This is a genomic window from Flavobacterium beibuense F44-8 (assembly GCF_000769915.1).
In the GTDB taxonomy this organism is placed as follows: Bacteria; Bacteroidota; Bacteroidia; order Flavobacteriales; family Flavobacteriaceae; genus Flavobacterium; species Flavobacterium beibuense.
In genome coordinates this window covers 141,423-155,334 of record NZ_JRLV01000001.1, presented here as the reverse complement: position 1 = coordinate 155,334, position 13,912 = coordinate 141,423, and the positions used below count along the sequence as shown (strand labels likewise).

General features: G+C 32.9%; 12 protein-coding genes. 3 read left to right on the top strand and 9 right to left on the bottom strand.

Annotated elements, in window-relative coordinates; all coding sequences use genetic code 11:
* Nucleotides 1-58: 58 nt before the first annotated feature.
* Entirely contained in the window at nucleotides 59-943 is an 885-nt protein-coding gene (locus Q763_RS00715; protein WP_035129952.1) for a glycoside hydrolase family 25 protein, read from the bottom strand.
* On the bottom strand, nucleotides 936-1,685 hold the full coding sequence (locus tag Q763_RS00710; RefSeq protein WP_035129949.1) for a CDP-alcohol phosphatidyltransferase family protein: 750 nt from the start codon (nucleotides 1,683-1,685) through the stop codon (nucleotides 936-938). The genes Q763_RS00715 and Q763_RS00710 overlap by 8 nt, the downstream gene beginning before the upstream one ends.
* Before the next feature lie 97 nt (nucleotides 1,686-1,782).
* Between Q763_RS00710 and Q763_RS00705 the strand changes: the two genes are divergently transcribed.
* From Q763_RS00705 to Q763_RS00695, 3 genes are all read left to right on the top strand, one after another.
* Nucleotides 1,783-2,853 (top strand): putative type IX sorting system protein PorV2, encoded by a 1,071-nt coding sequence (locus tag Q763_RS00705; protein WP_232297486.1) that lies wholly within the window; start codon nucleotides 1,783-1,785, stop codon nucleotides 2,851-2,853.
* A 12-nt stretch (nucleotides 2,854-2,865) separates the two neighbouring features.
* Nucleotides 2,866-3,990: an Lnb N-terminal periplasmic domain-containing protein gene (locus tag Q763_RS00700; protein ID WP_052123167.1), complete on the top strand. Its 1,125-nt coding sequence runs from the start codon at nucleotides 2,866-2,868 to the stop codon at nucleotides 3,988-3,990.
* Nucleotides 3,991-4,066: 76 nt separating this feature from the next.
* Complete coding sequence (locus Q763_RS00695; protein WP_035129946.1) at nucleotides 4,067-4,804, top strand: tyrosine-protein phosphatase; 738 nt, start codon at nucleotides 4,067-4,069, stop codon at nucleotides 4,802-4,804.
* Nucleotides 4,805-4,844: 40 nt separating this feature from the next.
* Here Q763_RS00695 and Q763_RS00690 read toward each other — a convergent pair whose 3' ends face one another.
* The 7 genes from Q763_RS00690 to Q763_RS00660 all read right to left on the bottom strand — a co-directional run bounded on the left by Q763_RS00690 (nucleotide 4,845) and on the right by Q763_RS00660 (nucleotide 13,899).
* Nucleotides 4,845-7,244: a GumC family protein gene (locus tag Q763_RS00690; RefSeq protein WP_035129943.1), complete on the bottom strand. Its 2,400-nt coding sequence runs from the start codon at nucleotides 7,242-7,244 to the stop codon at nucleotides 4,845-4,847.
* A 2-nt stretch (nucleotides 7,245-7,246) separates the two neighbouring features.
* Nucleotides 7,247-8,023, bottom strand: a complete 777-nt coding sequence (locus tag Q763_RS00685) for a polysaccharide biosynthesis/export family protein (protein WP_084595986.1) — start codon at nucleotides 8,021-8,023, stop codon at nucleotides 7,247-7,249.
* Nucleotides 8,024-8,129: 106 nt separating this feature from the next.
* Nucleotides 8,130-10,076: a polysaccharide biosynthesis protein gene (locus Q763_RS00680; protein ID WP_157499248.1), complete on the bottom strand. Its 1,947-nt coding sequence runs from the start codon at nucleotides 10,074-10,076 to the stop codon at nucleotides 8,130-8,132.
* A gap of 103 nt (nucleotides 10,077-10,179) precedes the next feature.
* On the bottom strand, nucleotides 10,180-10,728 hold the full coding sequence (locus Q763_RS00675) for a sugar transferase (RefSeq protein WP_035129933.1): 549 nt from the start codon (nucleotides 10,726-10,728) through the stop codon (nucleotides 10,180-10,182).
* Nucleotides 10,725-11,636, bottom strand: a complete 912-nt coding sequence (locus Q763_RS00670; protein WP_035129930.1) for an NAD-dependent epimerase/dehydratase family protein — start codon at nucleotides 11,634-11,636, stop codon at nucleotides 10,725-10,727. The genes Q763_RS00675 and Q763_RS00670 overlap by 4 nt, the downstream gene beginning before the upstream one ends.
* Before the next feature lie 11 nt (nucleotides 11,637-11,647).
* A complete protein-coding gene (locus Q763_RS00665; protein WP_035129927.1) occupies nucleotides 11,648-12,766 on the bottom strand; it encodes a glycosyltransferase family 4 protein in 1,119 nt (372 codons plus the stop codon).
* A gap of 62 nt (nucleotides 12,767-12,828) precedes the next feature.
* Nucleotides 12,829-13,899, bottom strand: a complete 1,071-nt coding sequence (locus Q763_RS00660) for a glycosyltransferase (RefSeq protein ID WP_035129924.1) — start codon at nucleotides 13,897-13,899, stop codon at nucleotides 12,829-12,831.
* Nucleotides 13,900-13,912 lie beyond the last annotated feature (13 nt).

The window sequence follows — 13,912 nt, the reverse complement described above, 5'->3', positions numbered from 1 at the left end:
TGGTTTGTTGGTAAAACCAAATATATAGAAAACTATTAATCAATATAATAAAAAATAACTACTGTAGTTTCATTGTATGTAATGCTGTAATATCTCCGTTGTAAATATTTACATCAACATTACCATCAATCCCTTCAATAGTGGCTTTATCTGTAAACTGCCAAAAATGCCATTCCTTTCTTATTTCTTCTTCAAAAAAACTATAGTTGGCAATCCATAAAGTATAGCCTTCAAATTCTTTTTTTAAAAAATCGGTATAAAAACTCTCCCCGCTGTAAATAATCGGTTTTACGCCATAATGAGTTTCTACCCTATCCAACCAGCGCTTAAGTCCGGTTTTAAGGCTATCCATACTTTGTTTACTTGGTATCTTTTCAATATCAAGTACTGGCGGAAGGTCACCTTTTTTCAGGGAAACTGTTTTTATAAAATTATCGGCCTGTTTTATAGAGTTTTCATTTGGCCTGTAGTAGTGATATGCCCCGCGAATAAATCCTTTTTTACCAGATTGCTTCCAGTTATCCTTAAACTGTTTATCAGTTTTATTCTTACCGGCAGTAGCCCTAACGAATACGAATTTCATGGCAAAATCCTCGTTCCCTTCTTTCACCTTACCCCAATCAATATCACCCTGATATTCAGATACATCAAAACCAAAAACTTTATCCTTGTGGCGCGATACTATTTCATAAATTCTGAGGTCGGCAATTTTGCGTTCCTCTTTAGTTAGTTTTTCAATACGCTTATTGGTCTTAAAACCCAAATAGTATAAAAAACCATGCCTGTACTGATAGCCTATTGCCACAACAAAAGACAATAGTAAAACCAAAAAAGAATACTTAAGTATTTTACCGGGTGTAACCTTTCGGTTATCTTCCCTGTAAACAGCCTTTGCTTTTTTGGAAGCCTTATTATAGTTTTTTTTGTATTGCCTGTTATCCATTAGCCTGTTTAGCAGTCATATTGTTTATTACAGAAAGTATTACATAAAACAATATAATTACCGGAATAGCAAAGTACTGGAAGAAAGACAATAACAATACCGATACTATTAGAAATATGAATTGTATTTTATTATTTTTCCAGTTAAAGTATTTCACTTTAAGCGAAAACAAAGGAATCTCTGCATTCAACAGGTAAGCACTCAGCAAACTTATACCCACCAGAATAAACGGATTACTTAAAAGATTAAACACCATACCCTCACCTCCGGTGTGGTTCAATATTACAGGTAAGCTCATTATAAACAATGCGTTTGCAGGTGTAGGCAAACCAATAAACGAATCGGCTTGACGTTCGTCAATATTAAACTTTGCCAGCCTGTAGCAGGAAGCCAGGGTTATAATAAAACCAACATAAGGTAGTAAGCCTAAATAGCCATTATCTATAGATAGGTTATAGTCATCAGTTAAATCAGCAATGTTTGCCAATAACTGATACATCGCTACTCCGGGCACTACACCACTGGTAACCATATCGGCCAGAGAATCTAACTGAAGCCCAAGCTTACCCTGAACTTTTAGTACCCTTGCAAAGAAACCATCCCAAAAATCAAAAAAGATACCCATACAAACCCAAAAGAATGCCATTTGTAAATTGGTATTGAATGCATACACAAGAGCTATTAAACCAGAAGCAAGATTTAGTAACGTAATAAAGTTCGGAATGTGTTTCTTAACAGACATAGCATTTAATTTTACTGCAAAGTTAACACAATAAGTTAATAGAAATAGAGTTTAGTAATTGAGATTTTTATTTCATATTTGCACAAATTTAACAGCGTTGAAAAAGAAATTTATATTTCCCATACTGCTTTTTTCCTTTTTAGCTCATGCGCAGTCAGTCAGGAAGTACTCTAATGAATTCATGAACATTGGGGTAGATGCCGCTGCACTGGGAATGAGTAATGCTGTTACAGCCCATACCGGAGACGTTAACTCGGGCTACTGGAATCCTGCCGGATTACTACAGGTAAAAGACAAACAACTGGCACTTATGCACGCCAGTTATTTTGCCAATATAGCACAATACGACTATGCCGCTTTTGCCATGCCTATTGACGAAAGGAGCGCCTTTGGAATATCGGTAATTAGATTTGGTGTGGATGATATTATGAATACCACACAACTAATAGACAGCGAAGGTAATATAGACTACAACAGGATAAGCCTATTTTCTGCCGCTGATTATGGCGTTACCATATCATATGCCCGCTCGCTACCGTTAGACGGCTTTCAGTATGGTATTAATGCAAAAGTTATAAGAAGGGTAATAGGTGATTTCGCCAACTCATGGGGATTTGGTTTTGATATAGGTATACAATACCAAACTAAAGACAACTGGAAATTCGGCTTAATGCTTAGAGACATAACCACCACATACAACGTTTGGAATATTGATGAAGAGGAATTCCAAACTATTAGTGATGCTATACCGGGTGAAAATCAGGAATTACCGGAAACTAATGAGATTACATTACCAAAAGCTCAACTTGGTTTCTCAAAAAAATTCATAATACGCTACGATTATAGTATATTAGCATCGGCCAATTTAAATATGCAGTTTGCCCAAACTAATGACTTGGTATCTACTGAGTCAATCAGTTTTGATCCGGCCTTTGGTTTTGAATTTGGTTATATCGACATCGTTTATTTAAGAGGTGGTGTTGGTAATTTTCAAAACATAAGGGAAATTGACGGTAGCGGTAAATTAAGTTTTCAGCCTAACATAGGACTCGGATTTAAGTACAAAGGCATAGAAGTTGATTATGCATTGACCGACATTGGCGACCAGAGTGCAGCATTATATTCAAACATTTTTTCCCTCAAAGTAGATTTAGGGATATTCAGATAAACAAATCACACCATGCAAAGTTTTAGAGCTTTATTAATCCTACTTTTTATTAGCTTATCAACCTTCAAAACCTTTGCACAAATCCCTTTATCAGACAAAGCAGAAATAAGTGTACTTACTTGTGGACCGGGAAACGAACTATATTCAGTATTCGGACATACAGCTATCAGGATATTTGATCCTGCAAAAAACATAAATACAGTATACAACTTCGGGACATTCGATTTTGACACGCCTAACTTTTACCCAAAATTCGTAAAAGGAGACTTACAGTATTTTGTTTCAGTAGCTTCTTACCGTGATTTTATTTACGAATACCAGTATTACGGTCGTGATGTATATGAACAGACATTAAACCTTACAAAATACCAAAAACAACAAATTGCCGACGAACTTAACGGCACACTTTTTTCAGATAAAAAATATTACACCTACAAATTCATAAACCGTAACTGTACGACTATGGTGGCAGACATAGTTAACAAACAGGTTACTATTTCATTGGAAAATTCAGACAGCGGAAAAACATACAGAGAGATTATCTACTCTTATCTTCAGGACAATCATTTTTACGAAAACCTGGGAATAAACCTTTTATTTGGATATAAAACAGACAAAATATCTGAAAAGCTTTTTCTACCTAAAGAACTCATGGAAGGTATTAGCAATACCAAAACTAAAAACGGACAACCTTTAGCAAAATCAACAAAAACTATTATCGAAAAAACAGAACAAACAAAAGGCTTTTCTTTTATAAACAGTTTTTACAGTTATTTACTTTTAATCTTTTTATTACTTATCCTTACTATTAAAAAAGCAGGCTACAACACTTATTTGGTATTCGCAGGTCTTATGGGATTACTATTTTGCTTTGTGAGTTTATATTCCAGCCATAACGAGCTATTATTAAACTACAATATACTACTATTTAATCCACTTTTTATAATTATAGCCATCTTCATTACTAAAAACAAAAAAACACTCTTAAAAAGGCTTATATACATATCATTTATCCTTTTAGCAGTTTATTTGGCACTAACAATAACTAAAGTACATATTTGGCTTATGTTACCACTCTTATTAGTCAACTCAGTAGCCTTAATCAGAAAAATGAAAGCAATCCCCACTACTAATTAGCACATTTTAACAAACTGTACTGTTTAGAATTAGTGTTTTATATTAATTTTACGACACTAATTTTAAACCTAATACCTTGCTTTTTTTCAATAAACCAAAGGTAGCCCTGGCAGATTTAATCCCTGATGGCTATATAGACATACACTCGCATTTATTACCCGGAATTGACGATGGCGCCAAAGATGAAAATGATACCCTTTTACTCATCAATACTCTAAAAGAATACGGGTTCTCACAATTTACAGCTACACCACATATACTACCGGGAGTATGGAACAACACTAAAGAAGGAATATTACAAAAAGAAGAAAGCACCCTTTCTTTTTTAAGAGAACAAAATATAACATCACCATTTAAAGCCGCAGCAGAGCATTTAATGGATGACACCTTTGTTGAATTATTCAAATCAGAATCACTCCTTACACTTAAGGATAATTACGTTTTGGTTGAAATGTCATACATTAATCCGCCAATTAACCTTTACGACATTCTATTTGAACTACAGGTCGCAGGCTACAAACCTGTACTCGCACATCCTGAACGCTATCTGTTTTATCATTCAAAATTTGAAGAATACTACAGACTTAAAAAAGCCGGGTGCCTGCTTCAGCTAAACCTGCTTTCTGTTACTGGATATTACGGAGAAGGTGTTTTAAAAACAGCTGAAAGACTTTTAAATGAAAAATTAATTGACTTTACAGGATCAGACACACACCACATGAAACATGCTACAGCTTTTAAAAGCAAAATACCTTTTAAAAAGCACGACGCTTTAAAAGATGCTTTAAAAAACAATGCCTTCTTTAAGTTTTAAAGAAGGCATTGTTTTTATATTCTGTTTTATAAAAGAAAGCTTACAGCTTTTTCTTTCCAAAAATTTTGTCTCTCCAGCTTGATTTAGATACATCCATATCGGCACCATAACCATAACCATAGCCGTAACCGTACCCATAACCATAGCCATAACCTGTTTTCCTATCGGTATCATTAAGAACAAGAGCCATATTAGGCAGCTTACCTTCTTTGTACATATTTTCCGGAATAACAAGCATCCTCTTATCAAGATAATTCGCTCTTGACACATAAATGAATGAATGTGCCAAATGAGCAACTATTATAGTATCGGTCACTAAACTAACAGGAGCTGTATCAACTATAATGTAATCGTACTCCTTTTGAAGTTTTTCAAACATCTCTTTCACACGATTACCCATAAGTAATTCAGCCGGGTTTGGAGGTATTATACCAGGAGGAAGTATATAGAAGTTTTCAAAGTCTCCATACTTAACAATATAATCATTAAGATTTGCTCCATTAGGTGAAGACAAGTAATTTGTAAGTCCCTTAGAAGGTATATTCACATACTCATCTAACTTAGGGTTACGTATATCCATACCTATAAGAAGTACTTTTTTACCAGTCATAGCTATAGTAGTAGCCAAGTTAACTGATACAAAAGTCTTACCTTCTTTTGGTATAGTAGATGTAACAAAAATAGTTTTAGCAACACCTTCAGTAACTTTATTAAGCATAAACTCCATATTTGTCCTAATGATCCTTAAAGCCTCAGCTGTACCCGATCGACCATGAAGATTAACAAGTTCACTACTTGTTTCAGACCTAGGCACATCTCCCAGAAAAGGAACGGTTAAATGTTCAAAATCTGCATTACTATGTATCTTCGTGTCCAGAAGTTCTCTTAAATATATTATTAAAAACGGAATTAACAAGCCTAATATTAAGGATGCCAATAAAACAATATTACTTTTTGGAGAAACTGGCTTTTCCTTAGCAAAAGCAGAATCAATTATTTTTGCATTAGGAGAAGTAACTGCAAGGGTAATAGCATTTTCTTCTCTCTTTTTTAATAAAAATAAATATAACTCTTCCTTAACTTCCTTTTGTCTCTCAATAACCCTAAATTGTCTTTCCTGACGAGGAGCCTCACCCACTCTACCCTGCATTATATTTTCCTGCCTTTCAAGATTCTTTTTAGCAATTTTAAGAGAAGACAATAAGTTCCCCAGACTTTGCTTGACACTCTCTCTAAATCCTTCTATTTGAGTATTTATAGCAACCATCTGAGGATGCTCATCCGTCATACTCTCAGACTGTCTTTGTTTTTGAAGAACAAGCTCATTATACTCCTTAATCATTGAAGCTGCATCTCCTTCTGGCATAAGATTGGTTGGCATAGTACTATCATTATCAGCACTATCTAAAAACTCAATCATATAATTTACAACATCAATTTCTCCAGCTTTAGCATTAACACTTTTATTATAATCATCAGCCGAAGTCAAAGATAGTTTTACATCAGAAAAAATGTCTGTTAGTCTTTCTCCCCTTTTATAGCCTTCAGCATCTCTTTCAACAGTGTCAAGCTCCTTAGTTAAAGACTCTAACCTTTTGTTAATAAATTTTTCAGTATTAGCAGCTACGAGGTTCTTATCTTTTATAGCATCATTATTATAAATACTTATTAAAGTATCAAGGAAGTCCTTTCCTTTCTCAGGAACCTTATCAGTTATGGATAACGAAACAACACTCGTCATTTTATTAACTGTATTAACCTGTAATTTACCCCTATATGCATCTGTGACTTTTCTTAAAGGTTTTATCTGTACTAAAACCTCTTTTCCTTCATTTTTAGCATTTGTCGGAAGACTATCAGTATTTATAGTCACAACCATATTTCCAAACTTAGTTGGCAATGATTCTCCATAAGAATATACCCCTGCTTTTTCACCTTCAGAATCTAATAATTCATACTTTAAATCTGAAATAGGTTTAACTGAAAAAATGGTATCTGATTCAAGAAAATCGGGTGTTGTATTATAAAAGTTAACCCTCACAAACGAGTTCATGTAAGCTTCAGAAGTTTTTAAGTTCCCCTTATTAAAATAACTTACATTAAACTTCAAATTCTTAACCGTATTTTGAATCAGTGTACGGGCTTTTAAAACCTCTATTTCATTATCAACATTACTGTTGCCCGACATAAAACCAAGCTCACTAAGGGCAGATAACTCATTAGCTGACCCTCCTTTTTTCTCATCTTTAATAAGAATTGTAGCAGAAATACTATATTCAGGAGTTGAGTACCTTAAGTATATAAAAGCCAAAAACAAGCAAGCAACTACACTCACTGTAAACCATTTCCAATGTACCAGATATTTATCTAACTGAGCTCTTATATCAAAACCGACTTCATTTTCGTTTTCTGTTAAAACAGGAATATTATTGTTTTGCATTTTTATCTAGTTAATAGAGCAATAAGTGAAATTAATATTGAAGTTGCAGATATAAGCACACTTACATTAGGACCAACACCAGATGAGTTTATCCTAGTTTTATTCGGTTCTACATACACATAATCATTTTGAGTAAGATAATAAAAAGGTGAATTAATAAAATCAGCTTTAGTCATATCTATATAATTATAAGTCTTAACACCATCAATTTCACGTATTACCAATACATTATCCCTTTTACCATAAATACTCATATCTCCAGCCATTGCAATAGCCTCAGGCAGGGTAAGCCTTTCTGTCTGTACAGAAACAACACCAGGCCTAGTAACTTCTCCGGCAACGGTTACTTTAAAATTAACAATCCTCAAATTAATTGTAAATTCTTTAAGATAAGCAGATAACTTTTCATTTAGCATCTCAAGAGCCTCTTCTTTTGTGAGTCCGCTTATTTTCACATTCCCCAAAACAGGCAACTGAACTTCCCCATTTTTATTTACTGTATAAGCCTGAATTCTTTGCTGAGAAGATGCTACATCAATACTACCACTAAAAGTAGTTGTTCCGGTCACCCCAGTTATTGGCAAATTAAAATCCTTCGCCGCACCATCAGGAGCTGAAACAACTATCATCAATAAGTCGTCTGCTTTTATTCGGGTTTCAAAATTTTGCTGAGCATCTTCAAACGATGGCAAATTTTGATAGTACACTAGTTTCTTCCTAGGGACACATGAGGTAAATAAAAGTGCTGCAATAAAAAAAAGTAATATCTTTCTTATCATTTTTATGGTATGGATATATTTTTCTAAGAAGAAAATATTGGTTAATCTAGCGCAAAGATAATTTTTTTTGCATGCAAAAAAACGAATAATTAGTTAAAAGGGTATTTTAACCCTTTTTATCAAGAGTAGCAAATTCAGAATTCATACTAATAAACTCAGGAACAATTTGTTTCATTTTAAAAACAACCTCTTCAACTAAGTAACTTGAAGCTGTCACTATCAAATCATCCACCTGATGCCCTAAACATATAAAATCATCAAAAACCTCCTGAGCAACCATAATTTTTTCATGATGCGTAGGTAATGTTTTTGAAGTATCGTTCAATAGTTCTTCATACAACTTCTCCCCTGGCCTTAATCCAATTATTTTGATTTCAATATCCTTATCAGGAATAAAACCTGCTAAACGAATCATTTTTTTTGCAAGATCTATAATCTTAACAGGTTTACCCATATCAAATATATAAATTTCGCCTCCTTTACCCATAGCCCCTGCCTCCAAAACTAATTGACAGGCTTCAGGTATAGTCATAAAGTATCGGATGATATCTGGATGAGTTAAAGTAATTGGCCCTCCGGCTTCAATTTGTTTGGTAAATAATGGAACCACAGAACCGTTAGACCCTAAAACATTTCCAAAGCGAGTAGTAATAAATTTTGTAGAGCAATGTCCGTTTTCCACCATCATTTTATTGTGTAGAGCCTGAACATATTTTTCGGCAATACGTTTACTGGCTCCCATAACATTACTTGGATTAACAGCCTTATCAGTGGAAACCATTACAAAATTATCTACCTTATAATCATAAGCTAAATCGGCAATATTTTTAGTCCCTAAAACATTAACAAAAATAGCCTGAGAAGGATTTTCCTCCATCAAAGGAACATGTTTGTATGCTGCTGCATGATAAACAACCTGAGGCTTGTATTTCCTAAAAACCTCTTCCATAGCCCCCCTATTTCTTATATCACTAATAATAGAAACAATATTAGCTTGAGAATCCATTCTACTTACCTCAAGTCCCAGTTGATGTAAAGGTGTCTCTGCCTGATCAACCATTACAACATTTTTAGGATTAAACTGCAAAACCTGTCTTACAATTTCACTCCCAATAGAACCTGCTGCACCAGTTACAAGTATGGTTTTATTTTTAATTTGAGAAGAAATTGAATAATTATCAAGAACTATAGGTTTTCGTTCAAGCAAATCCTGTATTTGGAAATTTTTAATTTTTCTGGAAATTTCTTTTTGATCTTCCCAGTCAGATATCAAAGGAACTGTATAAACTTTATAATTAAATTCCAAACATTCATCTACAATAGCAAGCTTTTCCTCTTTCAGAAGGCTCTTATCTGCAATAACCAATGCTTCAGCATTGAACACTCTCATCACCACAGATATTTTCTTTTTATGCTGCAAGATGGGCAAGCCTAAAATCATTTTTGATTTATTATGACTTGACTTATCTATAAAACCAACTAATTTGAATCGCCCGGGAATTTCAGACTTCAGCGCATTAGCAACAGCAATAGCATTAGCATCCGAACCATATATAATAGCTCTTACCAGTTTTTTACCATTACTACTATTAAAGTAATTTTCAAAAACCTGTTTTACTAATACCCTATATAAAAACAGACAACTGAAGGAGAATACGGCATTGATTAAAATAGCGACATTAAGATAAATAAGATTTCCGGTAATAGTTTCATACAAACTGTTAAAAGCTAAAAGCAAAAAAGCCGTAGTAAACTGGGCAAAAAATATTTTAACCGCATCTATATAAGAAGAGTGTCTAATAATACCTGCATATGTACGAAAAGCACGAAAAGACAGTAATGTTATAGATAGATAGATAAGTATACTTAAAAAGTATAAATCTGACTTTATAGACACACCAGTCCTATGTATTAACACATAGGAAACAATACCCGTAGAAGAAACTACTACTAAATCCAGTAACAGTATTATCCAACGTGGCAAATAACCTAAATTATGTAATGACGTCCAGAATCTATAATCAGACCAACCATAATTTTTATTCTCACTCACTCTAAAAACATTTATAAACTATAACTAACTTAAAAAGAAAACATTAAATAAAGTATTTTCTTTTTATCTTTCTTTAATATAACCGCTTCTAAAAAATAAATATTTACCTCACACGATCTCCTTGTCCTTTACCTCCTACAGTAGCAAGCACATACTTAAAATAACTTGACAGGGATAAGTTTTGTAACATTTCAGCATCCTTAATCGCTAATTTTTCAGGTGTTGACATATCAATCTCATTTATCTGTGCCAAGCCTGTTATACCTGGCAAATAATCATATACTTTCCTCTTATCTCTCTCTTCTATCAACTCGATCTGGTTAAACAAATTAGGACGAGGTCCCACAAGACTCATATCTCCCAATAGAACATTTATCAATTGAGGTAATTCGTCTAATTTAGATTTCCGTAAGAAACCTCCGAATTTTGTAATGGAAGCAGCACTTGTTAAATGGGAAGCTACCGATTTTGTACTAACATGCATTGTCCTGAACTTATACAAATTAAATGGTTTCTTATTTTTACCGACACGTTTCTGCACAAAAATAGGGCGACCAGTATCAAACAAACCTATCAAATAAAGCAACACGCCTACTGGCCATAGGAGTAAAACTCCAAACAATGAAAATATAAAATCAAAAAATCGTATCATTTATTATTTTTAAAACTTTTAATTGTCATTACTAAACCTCTTTCTGCCGTTAAAGGTAACTGTTTTATTCCTAATGACTGTTTTATTTTTTCATTAGAAACAACATAGCTTCCTGTTATTTTTTTTAATCGCTCTGAATTTAAAGGAATAAAAGGAATTAAATCACCAAATTTTACAACATTTTTAACAATCCACATAGGTATATTCCATAACTTAGACCTCTTCCCTAAAGTATCAGAAATAATCTCAATCAATTGATTAGTAGAAAGACTTTGGTCATCTGAAAAATTATAGACTCCAGAAACTAAATTTTTATCGATCATCATTTCATACAGCAAAAAATTAAGATTATCAACACTTAAAAATGATCGTTCATTTTTAAAAGCCGCCAAAAACCAAGGAACACCTTTCTCAACAATCTTATATAGCAAGTTTAAATTGCCTTTATTTTGAGGACCATGTATCATACATGGACGAACAATAAACAGCCTTTTATCAGATGGTAATTTTTGACTTAACAGATATTGCTCTGCTTTCAATTTAGAAATCCCATATGGTGTTTGAGGATTAGGTAAAGTACTCTCTAACAAAACACTATCAACACAGTCCGCAACAGCTTTCACAGAACTAAAAAAGAAAAAATCTTTTATATCTGACTTTAAAAATTCGTCAAACAATTTTATTGTTAAATCAAGATTTATTTCAAAGTACTCGTTAACATCAACATTTTTACGGGTATCATGAGCTTTACCAGCTAAATGAACTATAGCATTGGCTTTTAAATCTATTTTATTTTCCCATGATATATCTCTCAATGACAACTCCTGAACATCTACTTCCTTTCCTTTCAAATATCCTAAAAAGTTTTGACCTACAAATCCAGACGCACCTGTTATAATTAGCTTCATGTATTTTTAAATTAAAAACCAGAATAAATCTCTATATGCCTATCAATAACAGAGTTAACATCAAACTCTCTTTCTGCCTTTAAGCGAGACTCTCTCCCCATATCAATTATAGCTTCTGTATTATTAACCACATCCTCAATAGCATTCGCCAATTCATTAGCATTAGCGACAGTTACCTTAAATCCATTTACACCTTCATCTACACATTCTCTACACCCTATTGCATCAGTTGTGATTATAGCTCTTCCAATAGCACAAGCCTCTATTAATGTTTTAGGCATTCCCTCCCTGTAAGAAGGCAGAATCACTACATGTGAATCTTGGTAAACTTTTACCATATTTTTTTGATACCCAATCCAAACAACATAATCTCCATCTTGCCAGTCATTTAAATAACTCGCCGAAACTCCAGCCTTATTACCATTATCAGCTAAACCTGAAAGCACAAATTGAATTTTATTCTTGTATTTTACTTTCAACAAATCTGTAGCATCTCTTAATTCTCGAACCCCCTTATCCCAAAGCATTCTGCTAGGAAATAAAATCCTTATACGATCAAAAGAGGTTAGAGGGCTGTGTGAAAATTTCACCAAATCTACACCTGAACCCTTTATCCTAATAATATTATTTTTAGTTGACAGAATTTTTAGTTGCTCTAACGTCCTTTGATCATCACCATTCTGAAAAATAACAGTTAATCTATCACGACTAAAACCATAGCGCATTAATTTAACCATTATTTTCTGAGTTACACCTTGTCTACCTCCTGTAAAATTGTAACCCAATCCACTTACAGCATTTACAACACCGTTAATTTTAAGCAATTTCGCCACTATAGACCCATATATAACTGGTTTTAAAGTAATATGGTGTACAACATCAGGCTTAATGGTTTTATACAAACTATAAAACTGCTTTAGTGTTTTTAATTCATCTAAAGGATTTGTGCCGGAACGTGAAAATTTGAAATCTATAAATCTAATACCATCTATTTCTATTTCATTTCTACGACCTGTATCTTCACAGGCTACAATTATCTCCCATCCTCGTTTTATAGTTTCCTGAGCTATACATAAACGATGTGAAATAAAAAACCAATCAACATTAACTACCATCAAAAGTTTTTTCATAAACTTGAAATAATTCTATTAAAAAAACGTCTATAATTTTACAGCGATCAATAATTATTTCTTTAGAGAAGAAAAGTTTCTATTTCGTCTGTAAACTTACTTACACTTCTCTCCTTTAAAGCTTCTTCAAATAATATTCTGCAATAACTTGTATCTCTCCTTAAACATTCATCCATCGATTCATACAGAGCATTAACATTATTAGCTTTACAGACAAAAAGGCCTTTAATTTCTTCAATACCCCCTGCACAAGAAGTGGAAACAACCTTATTATTTTGAGACATCATTTGCAAAAGCACATTAGGAAACCCTTCCATCCTAGATGAAACCACGCAAAGTTTTGCTTTTTTAAAATACGGATATACATTATCAACAAACCCCTTAAAAACCACCGAATCTGCTAACTTCAAAGAATTTACTATGGCTAACAAACTGTCTCTTTCAATTCCTTCCCCAAGAATAATTAACTTTAAGCCAACATATTCTTTATTTTTCTTAAGTTTAGAAAATGATTTTATAAGTATATCATATCCTTTTTCGGGTATTAATCTACCCGCTGAAACAATATAATTCTCATCTTCACAAATAAAACCTGATTTTACAGAAGCTTCAACCAAACTTATCGGATTAGCTAATACCACAACTTTAAATTTCATATTTAATTTAGGCATAGCTTTAACAAATTGATTTTTCATATCATTGGTTTGACATATTAACAAATCAACCTTTGAATAACCTATAAAATACATTAATTTATATAATAAAAGCTTCCCTCCCTTAAACCTACTAAAAACTGTAGTTGACTCTCTTGCTATAAATTTTTTCTTTTTAAAAAAACGTAAACGAATAAACAAACCAAGGAGTCCAGTTATACTAACATGAGAAGTATATATTCTATCCCAATACTTGGTCTTTCTTAATAAGAAAAATATAAGTGAAAAGATAGCACCTAATTTATTATTGAAAGAAGAATAATATAAATTCACATTAATATAATCCCAACTAGAAGAAGCTTTTTTAGATAAAAAAAATACACAAACAGCATCATTTTTATGATATTCAGCAATCATTTTTAAAATTTGCTCTGCCCCTCCCAACTTAGAATTGGGTAATACTATAAGAATATTTTTCATCTATAAAAATTAT

What these genes read in the sequence shown, in the direction of transcription:
- Q763_RS00715 (WP_035129952.1), bottom strand. Translation starts at nt 943, where the DNA reads ATGGATAACAGGCAATACAAAAAAAACTATAATAAGGCTTCCAAAAAA.
- Q763_RS00660 (WP_035129924.1), bottom strand. Translation starts at nt 13,899, where the DNA reads ATGAAAAATATTCTTATAGTATTACCCAATTCTAAGTTGGGAGGGGCA.
- Q763_RS00700 (WP_052123167.1), top strand. Translation starts at nt 2,866, where the DNA reads ATGCAAAGTTTTAGAGCTTTATTAATCCTACTTTTTATTAGCTTATCA.
- Q763_RS00675 (WP_035129933.1), bottom strand. Translation starts at nt 10,728, where the DNA reads ATGATACGATTTTTTGATTTTATATTTTCATTGTTTGGAGTTTTACTC.
- Q763_RS00690 (WP_035129943.1), bottom strand. Translation starts at nt 7,244, where the DNA reads ATGCAAAACAATAATATTCCTGTTTTAACAGAAAACGAAAATGAAGTC.
- Q763_RS00710 (WP_035129949.1), bottom strand. Translation starts at nt 1,685, where the DNA reads ATGTCTGTTAAGAAACACATTCCGAACTTTATTACGTTACTAAATCTT.
- Q763_RS00665 (WP_035129927.1), bottom strand. Translation starts at nt 12,766, where the DNA reads ATGAAAAAACTTTTGATGGTAGTTAATGTTGATTGGTTTTTTATTTCA.
- Q763_RS00670 (WP_035129930.1), bottom strand. Translation starts at nt 11,636, where the DNA reads ATGAAGCTAATTATAACAGGTGCGTCTGGATTTGTAGGTCAAAACTTT.
- Q763_RS00685 (WP_084595986.1), bottom strand. Translation starts at nt 8,023, where the DNA reads ATGATAAGAAAGATATTACTTTTTTTTATTGCAGCACTTTTATTTACC.